The sequence below is a fragment of the Hyphomicrobium sp. genome, assembly GCF_019753045.1.
Classification (GTDB): domain Bacteria; phylum Pseudomonadota; class Alphaproteobacteria; order Rhizobiales; family Hyphomicrobiaceae; genus Hyphomicrobium_B.
In genome coordinates, this window is record NZ_JAIELN010000019.1 from 1 (window position 1) to 18060 (window position 18060).

General features: G+C 59.5%; 14 protein-coding genes. 9 read left to right on the top strand and 5 right to left on the bottom strand.

Features of this window, described 5'->3' with window-relative positions; genetic code table 11:
* The 5 genes from K2Q04_RS18615 to K2Q04_RS18635 all read left to right on the top strand — a co-directional run.
* Positions 1-550, top strand: a 550-nt coding sequence (locus K2Q04_RS18615) for an HAD-IC family P-type ATPase (protein ID WP_291166329.1), incomplete at its 5' end; no start/stop codon positions are given.
* Between the two features lie 12 nt (positions 551-562).
* The gene (locus K2Q04_RS18620; protein WP_291166331.1) at positions 563-1168 is read left to right on the top strand and encodes a K(+)-transporting ATPase subunit C; all 606 of its coding nucleotides are present in this window, start codon (positions 563-565) and stop codon (positions 1166-1168) included.
* 37 nt (positions 1169-1205) lie between these two features.
* Complete coding sequence (locus K2Q04_RS18625) at positions 1206-3929, top strand: sensor histidine kinase KdpD (RefSeq protein ID WP_291166333.1); 2724 nt, start codon at positions 1206-1208, stop codon at positions 3927-3929.
* Positions 3926-4618: a response regulator transcription factor gene (locus K2Q04_RS18630; protein WP_291166335.1), complete on the top strand. Its 693-nt coding sequence runs from the start codon at positions 3926-3928 to the stop codon at positions 4616-4618. The genes K2Q04_RS18625 and K2Q04_RS18630 overlap by 4 nt, the downstream gene beginning before the upstream one ends.
* Positions 4619-4629: 11 nt before the next feature.
* Entirely contained in the window at positions 4630-5094 is a 465-nt protein-coding gene (locus K2Q04_RS18635; RefSeq protein WP_291166337.1) for a PTS sugar transporter subunit IIA, read from the top strand.
* Between the two features lie 25 nt (positions 5095-5119).
* Here the strand turns inward: K2Q04_RS18635 and K2Q04_RS18640 are convergent, their stop codons facing one another.
* The 4 genes from K2Q04_RS18640 to K2Q04_RS18655 form a co-directional block, all read right to left on the bottom strand.
* On the bottom strand, positions 5120-6652 hold the full coding sequence (locus tag K2Q04_RS18640; RefSeq protein ID WP_291166339.1) for an acetolactate synthase large subunit: 1533 nt from the start codon (positions 6650-6652) through the stop codon (positions 5120-5122).
* 118 nt (positions 6653-6770) lie between these two features.
* Positions 6771-8393, bottom strand: coding sequence for an ABC-F family ATP-binding cassette domain-containing protein (locus K2Q04_RS18645; protein WP_291166341.1), 1623 nt, complete (start codon positions 8391-8393; stop codon positions 6771-6773).
* A gap of 586 nt (positions 8394-8979) precedes the next feature.
* Complete coding sequence (locus tag K2Q04_RS18650; RefSeq protein WP_291166343.1) at positions 8980-10275, bottom strand: MFS transporter; 1296 nt, start codon at positions 10273-10275, stop codon at positions 8980-8982.
* A 59-nt stretch (positions 10276-10334) separates the two neighbouring features.
* Complete coding sequence (locus K2Q04_RS18655; protein ID WP_291166345.1) at positions 10335-10733, bottom strand: MarR family transcriptional regulator; 399 nt, start codon at positions 10731-10733, stop codon at positions 10335-10337.
* Between the two features lie 688 nt (positions 10734-11421).
* Here K2Q04_RS18655 and K2Q04_RS18660 point away from each other — a divergent pair.
* The 3 genes from K2Q04_RS18660 (at position 11422) to adh (ending at position 15692) form a co-directional block, all read left to right on the top strand.
* Positions 11422-12513 carry a DUF3300 domain-containing protein gene (locus tag K2Q04_RS18660; RefSeq protein WP_291166347.1) on the top strand — a complete coding sequence of 364 codons (1092 nt, stop codon included), beginning with the start codon at positions 11422-11424 and terminating at the stop codon, positions 12511-12513.
* Positions 12514-12980: 467 nt separating this feature from the next.
* The gene (locus K2Q04_RS18665) at positions 12981-13967 is read left to right on the top strand and encodes a helix-turn-helix domain-containing protein (RefSeq protein ID WP_366935769.1); all 987 of its coding nucleotides are present in this window, start codon (positions 12981-12983) and stop codon (positions 13965-13967) included.
* 204 nt (positions 13968-14171) lie between these two features.
* On the top strand, positions 14172-15692 hold the full coding sequence (gene adh / locus K2Q04_RS18670) for an aldehyde dehydrogenase (protein WP_291166349.1): 1521 nt from the start codon (positions 14172-14174) through the stop codon (positions 15690-15692).
* Positions 15693-15960: 268 nt separating this feature from the next.
* Here the strand turns inward: adh and hmpA are convergent, their stop codons facing one another.
* Complete coding sequence (gene hmpA, locus K2Q04_RS18675; protein ID WP_291166350.1) at positions 15961-17190, bottom strand: NO-inducible flavohemoprotein; 1230 nt, start codon at positions 17188-17190, stop codon at positions 15961-15963.
* A 272-nt stretch (positions 17191-17462) separates the two neighbouring features.
* Here hmpA and K2Q04_RS18680 point away from each other — a divergent pair, with 272 nt between their 5' ends.
* Complete coding sequence (locus K2Q04_RS18680) at positions 17463-17885, top strand: Rrf2 family transcriptional regulator (protein ID WP_291166352.1); 423 nt, start codon at positions 17463-17465, stop codon at positions 17883-17885.
* Positions 17886-18060 lie beyond the last annotated feature (175 nt).

The following is an 18060-nucleotide window of genomic DNA, read 5'->3' on the forward strand; positions in this document are numbered from 1 at the left end:
GCGCCTTATTCGCGACGAACAGGCCAGGGGCAAGCTCGTTGCGATGTGCGGCGACGGCACCAATGACGCCCCTGCGTTGGCGCAGGCCGACGTCGGGGTCGCGATGAACACCGGCACCGTCGCCGCGCGTGAGGCCGGCAATATGATCGACCTCGACAGCAACCCGACGAAGCTCATCGAGATCGTGGAGATCGGCAAGCAGCTCTTGATGACTCGCGGCGCCTTGACGACGTTCTCCATTGCAAACGACGTCGCCAAATACTTCGCGATCATTCCCGCGATGTTCCTCGCCTTCTATCCGCAGCTGCAGGCTCTCAACGTCATGAACCTCGGCAGCCCGCAAAGTGCGATCCTGTCGGCGATCATCTTCAACGCGCTGATCATCATCGCCTTGATCCCGCTCGCGCTCAAAGGCGTCGCCTATCGCCCGATCGGCGCGGGCCCGCTGCTTCGCCGGAACTTGCTGATCTATGGCCTTGGCGGCGTCTTGATCCCCTTTGTCGGCATCAAGGCGATCGACATCGCGGTCAACGCTCTGCACCTCGTTTGATAGGGAACTCCAATGTTCAAACTCTTACGCCCCGCGTTCGTATTGCTGGTCTCTCTGACGGTCATCACGGGCCTCATCTATCCACTCGCGATGACTGGGCTTGCGGGCGCACTCTTTCCAAAACAGGCGCAGGGCAGCCTGATCGTGCGCGACGGAAAAATCATCGGCTCGGAACTGATCGGGCAATCCTTTACGAGCGACCGCTATTTCCGCGGCCGGCTGTCGGCGACCACCGGCACCGATCCGTCTGACCCCAGCAAGACCGTGCCGCAGCCGTACAATGCCGCGAACTCGATGGGCTCGAACCTAGGCCCGACGAACAAGGCGTTGATCGATCGCGTCAAGGGCGACGTTGAAAAGCTCAGGGCGGAGAACCCTTCCACGCCCGTTCCGCTGGACCTCGTGACGACCACCGCCAGCGGGCTCGATCCGGACATATCGCCCGCCGCCGCATACTTCCAGGTGCCGCGTGTCGCCAAAGCCCGCAATCTGCCGGAGGCCGATGTTAAGCAACTGGTCGAGAGCCATATCGAAAGCCGTCTTTTTGGTTTAATCGGTGAACCCCATATCAATGTTCTAGCGCTAAACCTCGATCTGGATCGCGTGGCGGCGCGATGAAGGTGGAGCGGCGGCAGTCGCTCTCGGGATAGCCTCGATGGCAGAAGATACCTACGCGCAGCACAAACGGCCATCACCAGACGCGCTTCTCGAGATTTCGCGACGAGAAGCGCGCGGCCGGGGCCGGCTCAAAATCTTTCTTGGCGCCGCGCCAGGCGTCGGAAAGACCTATGAGATGCTGCGCACGGCTCGCGCGAAGCTCAAGGAGGGCGCTGATGTCGTCGTCGGCGTCGTCGAGACGCACGGCCGCAAGGAGACGAAGGCGCTCCTGCGCGGCATGACTGTCATCCCTCCCAGAAAGGTAGAATACAAAGGCAAGGAACTCGACGAGCTCGATCTCGATGCCCTCATTGCGCGCCGCCCGCAAATCGCGCTGGTCGATGAGCTCGCTCATACCAATGCGCCGTCGAGCCGCCACCCGAAGCGGTATCTCGATGTCGAGGAATTGCTGGATCAGGGCATCGACGTCTACACGACAATCAATATTCAACATATTGACAGTCTCAACGAAGTCGTCGCGCAGATAACGGGCGTCCGCGTGCGCGAGACCGTTCCCGATTCCATTCTCGCCCGTGCCGACGACGTCGAGCTCGTCGACATCACGCCTGAGGATCTGATCCAGCGACTGAAGGAAGGGAAAGTTTATATTCCCGAGCAAGCGCAGCTCGCGCTCGAGAATTTCTTCTCGCCCGTCAACCTCACGGCGCTTCGCGAGCTCGCCTTGCGGCAAACCGCTGAACGCGTCGATGAGCAGCTTGTCACGCAGCTGCGCGCTAAAGCGATGCTCGGGCCGTGGGCCGCGTGCGAACGCGTGCTCGTTTGTATCAGCGACGATCCGCGCTCGGCGGGGCTCGTGCGGTACGCGAAACGGGCTGCCGATCGCCTGCACGCACCGTGGACCGCGTTGACGGTCGAAACGCGCCGGAGCATCCGCCTTTCCGATGAGGAGCGAAACCGTGTCGCCGAAGCGCTCCGGCTCGCCGAGCAGCTCGGCGCTGAAACTCTCACTATTCCTGGAAGCTCGCGGAAGATCGCCGACGATATTATGGCCTACGCGCGAGCACATAATGTCACTCAAATCATAATCGGCAAATCCGAGAGGCCGCGCTGGTTCGAAATTCTGCACGGCTCCGTCGTGCACGATCTCGTCAGGCAATCGGCCGATACCAGCGTGCACGTCATTTCGGGCGAGCAACTTCCCAACGGCGCGCAGCCCAGACCGGTCGTCCGCGCCGCTCCCGAGAAACCCTCCAACAATCTCCTTGCCTACACGTTTGCCGTAGCGGCCATGGCGACGTCACTCGGATTGTCGTGGCTGATCCGGCCGTGGATCGGCGTCGAAAGCGTCGACCTCATTTTTCTGACAGGCATTATCGCCGTCGCTGTTCGTCACGGCCTGTTGCCCTCGCTCGTCGCCAGTGTCTTGGGATCGCTCACGTACAATTTCTTCTTCCTTCCGCCGCTCTACACGTTCACCATTTCGGACCCGAAGAACGTTGCAGCGTTCGTATCGTTCGCGGTCGTCGCAATCGTCGTATCGAACATCGCGGCCCAGACGCGCAGTCAGGCAGTCATTGCCGTCAATCGCGCCAGCACCACGGAATCGCTTTACGGCTTCAGCCGGAAGCTCGCCGCAACGGCCACGCTTGACGATGTGCTTTGGGCGACCGCCTTCCAGATCGCGTCGATGCTGAAAGTTCGCGTGGTGCTGTTGCTGCCGGACAATGGTTCCATCGCGGTCAAAGCAGGTTATCCGCCGGAGGATACCCTCGACGCGTCTGATTTGGCGGCAGCCACGTGGGCATGGATGAATGATCGTCCCGCTGGGCGCGGAGCGGATACGCTGCCCGGCTCCCAGCGCCTCTTTCTGCCGTTGCACACGGCGCGTGGCGTCGTCGGCGTCGTCGGCATCGATAGCGACAATCCGGGCCCGTTGCTGACGCCCGATCAGCGGCGTCTGTTCGATGCCCTGATCAACCAGGGAGCGCTTGCGATTGAGCGCGTACGGCTGGTCGAGGACATCGAGCAAGCGAAGCGCACCGCGGAAACCGAGCGGCTTCGGGCGGCGCTGCTGACTTCGCTATCGCACGATCTCAAGACACCCCTCGCCGCAATCCTCGGCGCGGCAAGTACATTACGCGACGTATCGGACAAGCTTGATGAGGCCTCGCGGGATGAGCTTCTCTCGACAGTCATAGATGAATCCGAGCGTCTCAATCGCTTTATCGCCAATCTCCTGGACATGACCAAGCTCGAGGCGGGCGCCGTCGCGCCGAAGGCTGAGGTGCACGACGTCAGCGAGATCGTCGATGCGGCACTCAAGAGAGCGAAAAAGATTCTAGCCCATCATAATGTGCGTTACACGCCTGCCACGGACAATCCGCAAGTGAGAGCCGACTCGGTCCTTCTGGAGCAGGTGCTTTTCAACTTATTGGACAACGCCGCCAAATACGCGCCGGAGGGCACCGCTATACAAATCGACGCCTGGCAAGACTACGACCGGATTACTTTGCAGGTATCGGATGAGGGCCCGGGAATTCCACCGGAAGACCTTGAGCGCATCTTCGATAAGTTCTATCGGTCCTACAAAGGTGATCGCGTGCGCGCCGGAACGGGGCTCGGGCTTCCCATTTCGCGCGGGTTCGTCGAGATCATGGGCGGCACGATAAGGGCCGCAAACCTGCTCGATCGCAGCGGCGCCGTGTTCACGATTTCCCTGCCGGCGGGCTTCGAGAGCGAAACGTTGGATCACGCTGCATGAGCGCGCCTCTCAACGTTCTGGTCATAGACGACGAGCCGCCCATTCGTAAGCTGTTGCGCATGGGTCTTGCGACACAGGGCTATCAAGTGACGGATGCGCCCAACGCCCGAGCCGCGTTGGAACTTATCGATACGAAGCCGGATCTCATCATCCTGGATCTTGGCCTTCCCGATATGCAGGGTCTCGATCTCCTCAGCGCCATTCGCGCGAAGAATGAATCCGTTCCCATCGTGGTGCTCTCGAGCCGGGCTGACGAAGGCGCCAAAGTTCATGCTCTCGATCTCGGCGCTGACGATTACGTTACGAAGCCTTTCGGCATAAATGAGCTTCTGGCCCGCATCCGCGCGGCGCTACGCCACCAGTTGCAAAGCCATGGCGAGCGTCCCATTTTTCGTGTCGGAGATCTGACCGTCGATCTCGTCCGGCGCATCGTTAAAGTCGGCGACCGGGAAATTAAGCTTTCTCCCAAGGAATACGATCTGCTGCGGCTGTTCGTTCAGCACGCTGGAAAGGTTCTCACACATAACTTTTTACTTCGGGAACTCTGGGGCCCGTCGGCGGATTCACAGTACGTGCGTGTCTATGTCCGTCAACTCCGGCAAAAAATCGAAACGCATCCGGAAAGCCCTGAATACATTCTGACCGAAACAGGCGTCGGCTATCGCCTGCGAATTCCCGACGAATTATAGAGCGACCCTAAATGCCAACCAGCATCAGCAGCTTTCTCTCGCCCAGTGACGTCTTCCTCGATGTCAGCGAGCCGGATAAAATCTCTCTGCTCAGAGATCTCGCGCGGCGCGCGGCGCCGTCCATCGGCTTGAGCAGCGACGTCATCGTCACTGAGCTCATGAAACGAGAACAGCTCGGATCGACGGGCATGGGCGGCGGCGTTGCAATTCCGCATGCTCGCTATATTGGGCTCAAAAAGCCGTTCGGGCTCGTTGCACGCCTTAAGCCTCCGGTGGATTTTGAAGCGATCGACAACATGCCGGTCGATCTCGTTTTTCTTCTGCTCGTGCCGTCTGCTGCCGAAGGCGAACACCTCAACATGCTCGCCGCGGTGTCGCGGCGGATGCGCAGCCGTGAGGTCACGCAGAAGCTGCGCACTCTTCAGGGCAAGGATATCTTCTACAAACTGCTTACGGCCGAGCCTGAGAAACATTGATCGCGCCGATCGGCGACCGATCTTGCTACGACATGATCGCTTCGATCAGGCGCGGTCCCTTTTGAGCGAGGGCTTTTTCCAGTTCGCGCGCCAGCGCTTCTGAACTATCGACTGCGACGGACGGCACGCCGAAACCTTCTCCGATCCTGACCCAATCGAGATAGGGACGATCCAGCCCCGTCATCGAGCGGGCGACGGGCCCGGGCGCCGTTACTCCTGCCCGCTGAAACTCCACGTTCAAAATGTTGTAGCTGCGGTTGGAGCCGATGATCGTGACGACATCCAAGTTCTCGCGCGCCTGCGTCCAGAACGCCTGCACGGAATAAGCGCCGCATCCATCGGATTCGAAATTGATGACCTTGCGGTCCGGACATGCGATGGCAGCACCTGTTGCCGCGCCTGGACCTTCGCCGATGGCGCCGCCCGTCAACATCAAATGACTGAAGCGTGGTGCGTTCCTGGATGCTTCGAAATACGGCGTGCCGGCGGTCAACGCCTCGTCCATGACGATGCAGTTTTCCGGCTGCAGCAGCCCGATGATTGCGGTAACGGACTGTGCGTCGAGCCCCCCGCGCGGCATCGAGAGGGGCGCGCCAGGCTGACGGCTGACATCTTGTGAAGCCTGAAGCTCGGCTGCGACTGCCTCCAGCGCTCCGAGAACATCCTCGCCGCGAGCCGCCAGCGTGACGGTCTGTTCTTCGCTGGTCAAATAACTAGGTTGATCATGATATCCGAAGAAGGTAACGGGGCGGCGCGTGCCAGCGAGCACCACGTTTTCGTAGCGGCGTGTCAGCGCCAGCGCCTGATCGGGAAAATATGGGAGCCTCGTCGCTGCGGGTAAATCGCCCCCGCGCTCCATGCGAGCGAAGAACGTATCGCAGAGAAGATCGGCGCCGGTCGCGGCAGCAATTCTGCCGGCGAGCCGCATGCCGGATTCCGATAAGCCCTCGCCGCCCAACAAGATGGCTGACTTTCCGCGCTTGAGCGCCCGTGTCGCCGCGGTCATATTCGCCGGCGAGTAGCTACCTTTCGATATGGCGCGCCGATGTGGACGATCGTCACCGGCGTCGCCCAGCTGGCAATCGTGGGGAACGATCAGGGTCGCGATACCGCCCGCTCGCGCGCGCTCTACCGCTTCGGCCAGATCTGACGCTATCGCCGCCGCACCCACGTTTCGCTTCGTATACGCGCTGACTGTGTGGGCCAGCCCTTCGATGTCGGATGCCAACAACGGATCGGCCGCGCGATGCCACGTCGCATGTTCGCCGATGACATTCAGGATCGGCGTTCCTGCGCGCCGCGCGTTGTGCAAATTCGTCAGACCATTAGCAAGGCCGGGTCCCAAATGGAGCAAGCACATCGCCGGCTTGGACAGCATCCGGCCGTAGCCGTCGGCCGCTCCGGTCGCGACGTTCTCGTGGAGACAAAGGATGCCACGCATCCCGGCAACCTGATCCATCGCGAGAACCAACGGCAACTCCGTCGTGCCCGGATTTGCGAAACAGACCTCGATGCCTTCGTTCAAAGCGGTGGTGATGAGTGCCTGCGCACCGTTCATGGTCCGGTTCCTTTGGTTCGCCGCCGAGAATCAGGACCCGACTTCAATCTCACCACACATGTACGCTGAGAACGCCGATTGTTCGACGCTTCGATTGCTTGTGCTCGCGGGGAAGGGCTCAGCTGCGCAGGCCCGGAGCTTCCTGGCCGGTCCGCTCGACGTATTCGGTGTAGCCGCCGCCGTATTTGTGGATGCCCTCGGGGGTCAGTTCCAGCACCCGATTGGACAGCGCGGCGAGGAAGTGCCGGTCGTGCGAGACGAACAGCATCGCGCCCTCGTATTGCGACAGCGCGACGATGAGCATTTCCTTGGTCGCCATGTCGAGATGGTTTGTGGGCTCGTCCAGCACCAGGAAATTCGGCGGGTCGTAGAGCATCTTCGCCATGACGAGGCGTGCCTTCTCGCCGCCGGAAAGCACACGGCATCTCTTCTCCACGTCGTCACCGGAGAAGCCGAAACAGCCGGCCAGCGAACGCAGCGAGCCTTGGCCCGCCTGCGGGAACGAATCCTCCAGCGACTGGAATACGGTGCGGTCGCCATGAAGGAGGTCCATGGCGTGCTGGGCGAAGTAGCCCATCTTCACGCTCCCGCCGATATTGACTGTGCCCGCATCGGGCTCCGTCGAGCCGGCCACGAGCTTTAGAAGCGTGGACTTGCCGGCGCCGTTGATGCCCATGACGCACCAGCGTTCCTTCCGGCGCACGTGGAAATCCAGCCCTTCATAGATGCTGCGGCTGCCGTAGCTCTTGTGCACGCCCTTGATGCTGACCACGTCCTCGCCCGAGCGCGGCGCCGGCTGGAACTCGAACATCACCGTCTGGCGGCGCTTCGGCGGCTCGACGCGGTCGATCTTCGCCAGCTGTTTGACGCGGCTTTGCACCTGAGCGGCGTGCGAGGCGCGCGCCTTGAAGCGTTCGATGAATCGAATCTCCTTGGCGAGCATCGCCTGCTGGCGGTCGAACTGTGCCTGCTGTTGCTTCTCCGCGAGCGCGCGCTGCTTTTCGTAGAACTCGTGGTTGCCCGAATACGTCGTCAGCGAGCCGCCGTCGATTTCGACGATCTTGGTGACGATGCGGTTCATGAACTCGCGATCGTGCGAGGTCATCAACAGGACGCCCTCGTAGCCTTTGAGGAACTCTTCCAGCCAGATAAGGCTTTCCAAGTCGAGGTGGTTGCTCGGCTCGTCGAGCAGCATGGCGTCGGGACGCATGAGGAGCACGCGAGCCAGCGCCACGCGCATCTTCCAGCCGCCCGACAAGGCGCCCACATCGCCGTCCATCATCTCCTGGCTGAAGGAGAGACCCGCGAGCACTTCGCGCGCGCGGCCTTCGAGGGCATAGCCGCCCAGCTCTTCGAAACGGCCCTGCACCTCGCCGTAGCGCTCGACGATCTCTTCCATCTCGTCGGCCCGGTCGGGATCGGCCATGGCGGCCTCGAGTTCCGCCAGTTCGGCCGCGACTGCGCTCACCGGGCCAGCGCCGTCCATCACCTCGGACACGGCGCTTTTGCCTGCCATCTCTCCCACATCCTGGCTGAAGTAGCCGATGGTGATGCCGCGATCTGTCGAGACTTGGCCCTCGTCCGGGTGCTCCTGGCCGATGATCATCCGGAAGAGCGTCGTCTTGCCGGCGCCATTCGGACCCACGAGGCCGACCTTCTCGCCCCTGTTGAGGGCGGCGGACGCTTCGATGAAGACGATCTGATGACCGTTCTGCTTGCTGATGGAGTCGAGACGAATCATATGCGCGCTTTGTTTGGCGCTGGCTGCGACAGCACATGCTGCCGAGTCACCGTGCGCACAGGACAAACGGTTGTCGGCACCATTAGGCCATGCGTCCAGCCCACGGAAGAGCCTTCCGGGCGGCCGCGACATTCGTTCTCAAATGGTGGGGTTGGGGAAACGCGTTGCGCTCTGCGTTCCTGGCGTTCGCCAGTTCTCAGACCCGTCTTTCAGATTGGGGTTAGGTTTCCTGCCGGAATTTCTCGCGGGGTAGGACGCCGCACCGGCCGGAGGCTAAAAAAGCCTCCGAGTTCGGTGCCGACCGATTCCAAGCCTCTTTTTTTCAGGCGGCCAATTTGACCTGAGCTTCAGGACACCCGAATGCTCGGCCGGGCTATCTATCTTCGCGCGTGGCTGTTCCAGCTCCAGGAGTTGTAAGCCAGGGCGATCCCGAATCCGACAAACGCCACAAGGCACATCCCAAGATAGTATTTTTCAAATGCCGTCATTATCGCCTCCCTCAGAAGATTGAGGCGAGTTTAGAGCGGTGCCCGATTGATGAATTGATGTACGTCAATTGCGCCGCTGACAGCTGTCGATCGCTCTCTTACGCCAACTCGGGCTGAGGTTCGAGCTTAGCCCTTGGCTTGAGAGAAATGACGAGCAATGCGGCGACGATGCACATAAAGCCAGCCACGTAGAGCGCCGGAAGATACGTGCCGAAGATGGTGCGCGTCGCCCCCGCGCCGAACGCTGCGGTTGCTGCCCCGAGCTGGTGCCCGGCGAAGATCCAGCCGAACGTCAAAGTGGCTCGCTCTGGTCCAAAGCGTTCAGCCGTCAGCTTCACGGTTGGCGGCACCGTCGCCACCCAATCGAGGCCGTAGAAGAGGCCGAAGATCGACAGGCCAAGCACTGTGAACTCGCTGAAGGGCAAGTAAAGGAGCGACAGCCCGCGCAACCCGTAAAACCAGCAAAGCAGCCAGCGATTGTCGTAACGATCCGATAGCCAGCCCGCAAAGATCGTACCCATGAAATCCAAGACGCCGATCATGGCGAGCATGCTCGCTGCGCCGACCGGCGCGATCCCGAAATCTCCGCACAGCGATATCCAATGCGTTTGGATGAGCCCGTTGGTGCTGAGGCCGCAGACGAAGAAGGTCAGGAACAGAACCCAGAAGGTCGGCGTACTCGACGCTTCGCGAAGAGCCATGAGAGGAGACGACAAGAGCGATAGGAGACGGTGATCACGTTTCGGCGGCTCGACGATTTCCTTTTCGCCAAATGGCGCCAAGCCGACACTGGAGGGGTAGTCGCGCATAAAGAGCAGGACGGCAACAAGGGCCAGAAGCAGGACCGCCACAACGACGAGAAGAGCGGCGCGCCATCCGATGCGCTGCGTCAGCTCGGCCAGGAGAGGCAGGAAGACCAGCTGGCCGGTGGCGGTGCTCGCCGTCATCATGCCGACGACGAGGCCGCGGCGTCGTGAGAACCAGCGGGTCGCGACTGTCGCACCGAGGACGAGCGCCGTCATGCCCGTGCCTATTCCTACGAGGATGCCCCAGAAGACGACGAGCTGCCACACAGAGATCATCGCCAAAGATCCGAGCAGTCCAGTGGAAATCAGCGACAGCGCGGCGATGACGACATTGCGAACGCCGAAGCGGTTCATCAGCGCGGCTGCAAACGGGCCCATCAAACCGAACAGCACCAAGCGAACAGCGAGTGCGAATGAGATATCGGCATTCTGCCAGCCGAAATCGCGTTGGAGCGGCTCCAGCATGACGCCGGGAGACCCGAGCGCTCCGGCAGTTGCAAGCATCGTCAGGAACGTCGTTCCGGCGACGACCCATCCATAGTGGATGTTCTTCGTGTCGAGCCATGATGCAAGCCGAGCAGAGATCATCGCAATTCCTGACATACGGTGAAAGACATGAGGGTATATGCCCGCATATCGTCAAATGATTAGAGTGTCTGAAGAAGCGTTCTCAAGTGCCTGGCAGCAACAGTGCCTAACGTTCTCTCGATCTTCGTCTGCGCTTCGTCCCACAGCTTCGCCCCGTCGACAAGCACGCTTCTGCCACGAGCTGTGAGCACTACTGCGGCCTCACGCTGGTCCTCGCCATGAAGTGTCTTCACAAGAGCCATGCGCTCAAGAACCTTGACATTGCGGCCAACCGTCGAGCGATCAAGTTCTGCCAATCGGCCAATTTTACTCAGTGAGACGGGCGCTTCCCGTTCGATCGTCCGCAAGAGGCTGAATTGCGCAATATTAACACCAGCCGGCTTCAGGGCTTCATCGTAGACCGACGTCACCCTTCGCTCGGCCTTACGAAGCGCGATGCAATAGCATTTCGTTGCCATGGTGCGGGTACATACCCGTAAATGGCACGTCATGACAAGAGGCTGAATTGGAGCGGCAGCCGGATAGACTTAGCATTTCCCGGTGGTTATCGCGTGGGCAGTTACCGGAGGCATGGGAGTTTATATTTGGATGCTATCCGGCCCTTTATGCAGCGCGGTGGGATTACGCTTGATTGACGTAAGCGTGTGTGTCTTTCCATCGAACATTCGCGGGCTTATTCGCCTAAAAATCAATTCTTAATTTTCGACCGGCGTTCATCACGAAGGCCGGTTTGCCGCGCCGCCGCGACGTATTCGTTTGACTATTTGAGGTGCTCGGCGTGACATTCGTCACGAACGACGGGCAGGTCACTACGCGTTACCAGCGACGGTTATGCGTATTTATCATCTATTTTCGACGCCGAATGTAAACATCCTCGCAGCCAGACATTGGGCCGGTCGCATTCTCGCGCGCCTCGATCGTTGCTCGAACGCAAGCGCTTTGGTGAGGACGATGAGCGCCATCGATAGACTGGTGGCGCCTTCACATACAGTAACCACGCTGCGCTTGTGCGCGGCCTCATCGCGGTGCCTGGTGGCCGATCCGCCGCGCGCCGCGACGCACCTATCAACACGTCAAATCCGCAACGCCTGGGCTCGATGAATCAAGCGAGCGGATCCGAAGGCTAACGACCGTAGGAGGGAGTTTATGAAAACAGTTTTGATGTCTTGGTTGGTGTTGATCGCCCTCGCGATCAGCGGCCAAGCACCTTTACGAGCAGAGGACCAAAAATTTTCCAAGCAGCAGCTCGACCAGATGTTGGCGCCAATCGCGCTTTATCCGGACGATCTGCTCTCGAACGTCTTGATGGCGTCGACGTATCCCCTCGACGTCGTCGAGGCGGAAAGATGGCGGAGTGCTCAGGAAAACGTCAATCTTCAAGGGAACGCGCTGGTCGACGCGCTCAAATCAAAAGATTGGGATCCGAGCATCAAGGCGCTAGTGCAGTTCCCCGATGTCCTGAAGATGATGAGCGATCAGCTCGATTGGACGCAAAAGCTCGGCGACGCATTCCTTGCCCAGCAAGACGACATCATGAATGAGATCCAATTGCTGCGGTCGAAAGCAGAGGGGAGCGGACATCTCAAAAGCAATTCGCAGCAAACCGTCACGCGCGACGACGGTGCGTATGTCATCCAGCCCGCCAATCCCGATACCGTATACGTTCCGGTCTACGAGCCGTCTGTCGTGTATGGTCCGTGGTGGTATCCCGATTATCCGCCCTACTACTGGGGTTATCCCGGCGCGGTGTTCACCGACGGATATTTCTGGGGCGCTGGCGCTATCGCGATCGCAGGCGGCATCTGGGGCTGGAACCACTGGGACTGGCGCCACCGTCATATAAACGTCGATGGGAATCGCTGGAACGCGATCAACGGCGGCCACCACCGGTTCACGAACAACGTCTGGAAGCACAATCCCAATCACAGCGGGCGCATCCCGCGTGGGGACAAGAATTTCAATCGCTCCGATATCGAGCGACGTTTGCAGAAGACGGACCGTCCGGCGCTCAACAATAAAACGCCCAATCGCGGCGCGCAGTTGAGAAACGACGGGCAGCGCGTTTCAAAAGTGAGGGATGGCGGCGGCAAATCGATTAAGTCCCGCGGCGGTTCGGGCGGCCGCAACTTTGTCAAACAAAGGCAGCCTCAGTCCTTCCGCGGAGGCCAGCGTGTAAGCCGTCAGGCGTTTCACGCCAATCGTGGTGGCGCGAGGCGTGGGGGAGGCAGAAGGCGGTGAGGCCGTCAGATAACTCGGGTGATGTGAAGGATGCAGGAGCCGTCTTGGAATGATGGCGGCGTCATATCATCAGCTTCGTCGGCAGGGTGACGAAGAGCGGCGGTGCGGACTTGGTGCTTTAAGCACAACGCATCGCCGTCTTTGACAAAGATGGCATTCTCATACGCACGGTCCTCGCCAGCGCGCTCTTCGCCGATCCGCGTTGGACCGGATAGACGTTAGGAGAACGGTCTCGTTCACAATCCGGGCAAGCGGCCTTCACACGCCGGGAGCGCTGCCAGTGCTAGCGGAAGCATCCGCAATGTTCTCTGTGCCTGCAGTGACTTTGCTTTTTTATCTCGCTGCCCAAATTTGAATGCGCTAAATCATAAGCCGGCAATCGGGCTTTGATCGCGTTTTGCCTGGCGGCGCGGCCAACACAGCTCCCTGTTAGTATTGAGATTTTCCAGCCGGCAGAGTCGACAACAATGAATATGTCCGGGAGGAATGGCGGTCACGCCGAACTTGTCCGCGAAGTCGCGGAGTCGACCTCGTCCGCCGCCCAATCCGCGTTAGCGGCGTCCTGGCGGCGTTCGCTCCTTTACCATCGGCTCGATCCCGAAGCGCAGGGTCTGCCAGACCGTGAGACTGACATTACTGTTCGAAGGGCGCGGGAGCGTCTGGGTACACTTGCAGCGACAGCCGCTCCCGTCATCGAGCGTGTTCTCAATGCTGTGGGTCGCGCGGGCTGCTGCGTGCTCCTTACGGACGCCAATGGATTGATTGTCGATCGGCGCGGCATGGCTTGCGACGATCAGATATTTGCGGAAAGAGGGCTGTGGACCGGCGCAGTGTGGAGCGAGGCCAAGGAGGGGACCAACGGTATCGGGACCTGTCTTGCAGAACAGCGCCCAGTGGCCATTCTACGCGATCAGCACTTCCGCACGCGCAACACGTCAATGAGCTGCGTCGGTTCTCCTATCTTCGATGAGCATGCAGAACTCGCCGGCGTGCTGGATGTCTCTTCTTGTCGCGACGAGACGATGTCGGATTTTGCTCCGCTGATCGCCACGGTTATTTCGGACGCTGCACGCGAAATCGAATCCCAGGCTTTCCGCGCCGCATTTCCTGATTGCCGGATTCTCATGGCGCCCGCCCACGGGTATCGCGGCGCAGCATTGCTCGCAGTCGATAGTTACGACCTGGTCCTGGGCGCAACGCGGCTCGCACGACAAAGCTTAGATCTGCCTGATGGCTTTCTGCCGCTACCGGTCTCCGACGTTCTCGCGCACGGCCGGCAGGCCTCCGATCTTCGGGCCGCAGAGCGCGCCGAATTGCAGCGCGCCCTCGCCCGAACATCGGGCAACGTTTCGGCAGCCGCGCGCGAATTGGGCATCGGCAGGGCGACCCTCTATCGCCGGATGAGACGAGCCGGATTGTCGAGCGAATTTGATATCGCGCCTACCCGCGGTTAGACCGCGTTACGCTCCCGGTTAGGGGTGTCTCAGAACTGAGACAGGTTCCCCCTGCTGCGTGCTGGGCCATAGTGACGCTTGGCGATTGTCCCCGCAGATTGGCGGCCACCGTAGCATCGAAATCAACTGCATTCCAAAAAGCAAAAAATAGCGGCGGACTTTGCATATCTGCAAATCCGCGCTTTTTCCCCAGGGAGCGAGCCTATGATTCAGCAAACACTCGAAGAGCTTTCTCAGAAAATTCGCATTCGTCCGCGGTATGAGAATTTCATCGGCGGGAACTGGGTCCCCCCGGTGAAAGGCCAGTACTTCACCAATTTGACGCCGATTTCGGGCAAGCCATTGTGCGAAATCGCCCGCTCCACCGCTGAGGACATCGAGCTTGCGCTCGACACCGCGCACGTCGCGCGTGAGAAATGGGGCAACGCTTCGCCGGCTGAGCGCGCGTCGCTCCTGAATAAAATTGCCGATCGGATGGAGAGCAATCTCAATCTTCTCGCTATGGTGGAGACGCTGGACAACGGCAAGCCGATCCGTGAGACGACGGCAGCCGACGTTCCGCTCGCGATCGACCACTTCCGCTACTTCGCCGGCTGCCTGCGTGCGCAGGAAGGCTCCATCGCCGAGATCGATCACGACACGGTTGCCTATCACTTTCATGAGCCGCTCGGTGTTGTCGGCCAGATCATCCCATGGAACTTCCCGTTGCTCATGGCATGCTGGAAACTCGCTCCCGCGCTCGCAGCGGGAAATTGCGTCATCTTGAAGCCTGCCGAGCAAACGCCAATGTCGATCATGGTTTTGATGGACCTTATTGGCGACATCCTTCCGCCAGGCGTCCTCAACGTCGTCAATGGTTTCGGCGTCGAGGCGGGCAAGCCTCTTGCGCAGAACAAGCGCATCGCCAAGATTGCATTCACGGGCGAGACGACGACGGGCCGTCTCATCATGCAATATGCCTCCGAGAACATAATCCCCTGCACCCTTGAGCTGGGTGGCAAATCCCCGAACATCTTCTTCGAAGACGTCATGGATGCGGACGACGAATACTTCGACAAGTGCCTAGAAGGCTTCACGATGTTCGCACTGAACCAGGGCGAGGTGTGCACGTGCCCTTCGCGGGCGCTCGTTCATGAGAAGATTTACGATCGCTTTATCGAACGGGCGATCGCGCGCACCAAGAGGGTGAAGCAGGGCCATCCCCTCGATCCGTCCACGATGATCGGAGCACAGGCGTCCAACGATCAATTGGAGAAGATCCTTTCGTATATCAACATCGGAAAAGATGAGGGCGCGAAAGTGCTGGCTGGCGGCCGCCGTGCGAGCCTCGATGGAGAGCTTGCCAGCGGCTACTATGTCGAACCGACCATCCTCGAAGGTCACAACAAGATGCGGGTCTTTCAGGAGGAAATCTTCGGACCGGTCGTCTCGGTCACGACATTCAAGGACGACGAAGAAGCGCTCGCCATTGCAAATGACACGCTCTACGGACTTGGCTCGGGCGTATGGACGCGGAACGGAACTCGAGCCTATCGTTTCGGACGCGCTATCCAGGCGGGACGCGTTTGGACCAACTGCTACCACCTATATCCGGCCCACGCTGCTTTCGGCGGCTACAAGCAATCCGGAATTGGGCGAGAGACCCACAAGATGATGCTCGATCATTACCAGCAAACGAAGAATTTGCTGGTGAGCTACAGTCCGAAAGCGCTCGGTTTCTTCTAAACCGAGTTGTCGAGCCACGCGCCAAGCCTACGGCGCGTGGCCGCCAAAATTGAAAGACCCATTCGGAACCTTGCCGAAACCCGCCACGACGAAAAGACGAACGATTAACTTCGCGCCTTGAGTTGGCGCAGTCGTATACGGACGCGACTGGACATTAGACTAACCGACAGTCAAGCAAAGTTGCTTGATGCTCTCGTCGAGGCAACTTGCTGTTCCGTGGGTGCGCCCTGGCGAAACCAGGCGCACCCGCATTATTGTTCCCTTTTCCTCACGCAAGCGCTGCGAGTTCCTCCTTCGGCCCGAAGAATTCGAAATGTTGCTGCGCATGCGGCACATTCCACGCATTCAGAAGACGATGAATTTTGGCGAGGAAAGCCGTCGGGCCGCAATAATAATACTCTGCGTCGCGCTTGCTGATCATCGTCTCGATGAGTTTCTCGTCAATGAAGCCTTTGCTGGCCTCAATCCCATTGCTGTCGAGAGGCTTCTGCGGATCGATATAGCGAAAGTGCGCATTCAAGTTGTCGTGCTGCGCCTTGAGCTCTTCGACGGTCGTCTTGAAGGCTTGCACATCTTCATTCTGACAGCCGTGAATAAAGGCGACTTCGCGGTTCGGATAAGTTTGCAGAGACGTTTGCAGCATGCTCATCAGCGGCGTAATTCCGATACCGCCTGCGATGAGAACCAGCGGCCGTTCGTTCTCCTCGTCCTGCAGAAAGAATTCGCCGCATGGAGGCGCGACCTCCAATGTCGCGCCGACGGCCAACGAGTCGTGCAACAGATTTGAGACATAGCCCGGGGGAACTGTTCCGCCGACGCCATCTTCCCGCTTCACGCTGATGCGCAGCCAGTCCGAATTGGGTTTGGCGGAGAGGCTATACTGGCGCATGGTCGTCTGTCCGTCGTCAGTATGCACGCGAACGGTGATATACTGACCCGGCTTGAACGACGGCAGCGATCCTTTGTCTTCCGGCGTAAGATAGAACGACGTAACGACGCTGCTTTCCTGCTCTTTCTTCGATACGACAAAGCGCCGGAATCCTTGCCAGCCACCCGGGACCGACGCGGCCTCGCGATATATCTGATCCTCGCGCTTGATGAGAATATCGGCCAAAAATCCATAAGCTTCGCCCCACGCAGCGACGATTTCGTCGGTCGCGGCGCTTCCTAGGACCTCGCGAATGGAAGCCAAAAGGTTCTCGCCGACAATCGGGTAGTGTTCAGCCTTGATCTGTAGCGACGCATGCTTTTGCGCGACAAGCTCCACCGCTTCTTTTAGCGCGCCGAGATTATCGATGTTCGCGGCATAGGCGCAAATTGCGGACGCCAAAGCGGCTTGCTGCTTACCTGCCGTCTGGTTCGCACGGTTGAAATAGGGAAGCACCTCCGGATTGTGGGAGAACATCCGGTCGTAGAAGTGTCGGGTCAACGTATTGCCGTGCTCTTGGAGAACAGGAGCAGTTGCCTTCACGATTTCAATGGTTTTCTGACTTAGCACGGTGCCTTCCTTCGATGCTTTTCGGCAAAGATTTTGCCTGGTGCCTAGCTCAACGATAAAAGATATATTTTCTCTATATCTTTAAGGTCAAGCGTGGTTGAACGGCCAAATTGCCACGCATGCGGTACGCTATTTGAAATCGTCGGGAGGCAGCGCCATCGCGGTGGCGACCGTGACCGGCCCCGTGCGACGCGCTCGCGCAAGTTGCGCAGGGGATCGACAAAATATACCTTCAGAATGTTCTAATATTCGCGCGAGGCTCGGGTGTAACGATGCAGTTGACGGATTTTACCGACTACAGTCTGCGCGTGCTTCTTTATGCAGCGAGCCAAGGAGACCGCCGGATCACCATTGAAGAGACCGCCGGCATCTACGGCATTTCTCGTGCCCACTTGATGAAGGTCGTGAACCAACTCACGAATACCGGCTTTCTGACGTCGGTCCGTGGCCGTTCGGGCGGCGTCGTGCTTGCCAAGCCGCCAGAAAAAATCCGCCTTGGAGATGTCATTCGCGCAACCGAGCCCGACTTTGCGCTGGTCGAATGTTTCGGCTCCGAGAACCATTGTGCAATTACGCCCCGCTGTAAATTGCGCGGAGTACTCAGCGAGGCCCGAGCCGGATTTCTCGCGACGCTGGATCGCTATACCCTGGCGGACATCGCACTCAAGCCGAGGGATTTCCCTCCCAAGACGTGATGAAGCGGGTGCACATTCCCGTCGATCGCGTTCGACAGAAGGACGAGCTGTGGCCGGACTTCGTCAAATGGGATTGAGCGGAAGAGTTCTTGCGGTTCGACTCAATACACCAACGCGGCCTGAGTTTTGCCGCGCGTGAGTGACGTGGTTCAACGTCCCTCCTCTTCCTCACCCG

Bases quoted from the DNA above. Each gene is read 5' to 3' on its own strand.
- K2Q04_RS18620 (WP_291166331.1), top strand. From the start codon at position 563: ATGTTCAAACTCTTACGCCCCGCGTTCGTATTGCTGGTCTCTCTGACG.
- K2Q04_RS18625 (WP_291166333.1), top strand. From the start codon at position 1,206: ATGGCAGAAGATACCTACGCGCAGCACAAACGGCCATCACCAGACGCG.
- K2Q04_RS18630 (WP_291166335.1), top strand. From the start codon at position 3,926: ATGAGCGCGCCTCTCAACGTTCTGGTCATAGACGACGAGCCGCCCATT.
- K2Q04_RS18635 (WP_291166337.1), top strand. From the start codon at position 4,630: ATGCCAACCAGCATCAGCAGCTTTCTCTCGCCCAGTGACGTCTTCCTC.
- K2Q04_RS18640 (WP_291166339.1), bottom strand. From the start codon at position 6,652: ATGAACGGTGCGCAGGCACTCATCACCACCGCTTTGAACGAAGGCATC.
- K2Q04_RS18645 (WP_291166341.1), bottom strand. From the start codon at position 8,393: ATGATTCGTCTCGACTCCATCAGCAAGCAGAACGGTCATCAGATCGTC.
- K2Q04_RS18650 (WP_291166343.1), bottom strand. From the start codon at position 10,275: ATGATCTCTGCTCGGCTTGCATCATGGCTCGACACGAAGAACATCCAC.
- K2Q04_RS18655 (WP_291166345.1), bottom strand. From the start codon at position 10,733: ATGGCAACGAAATGCTATTGCATCGCGCTTCGTAAGGCCGAGCGAAGG.
- K2Q04_RS18660 (WP_291166347.1), top strand. From the start codon at position 11,422: ATGAAAACAGTTTTGATGTCTTGGTTGGTGTTGATCGCCCTCGCGATC.
- K2Q04_RS18665 (WP_366935769.1), top strand. From the start codon at position 12,981: ATGAATATGTCCGGGAGGAATGGCGGTCACGCCGAACTTGTCCGCGAA.
- adh (WP_291166349.1), top strand. From the start codon at position 14,172: ATGATTCAGCAAACACTCGAAGAGCTTTCTCAGAAAATTCGCATTCGT.
- K2Q04_RS18680 (WP_291166352.1), top strand. From the start codon at position 17,463: ATGCAGTTGACGGATTTTACCGACTACAGTCTGCGCGTGCTTCTTTAT.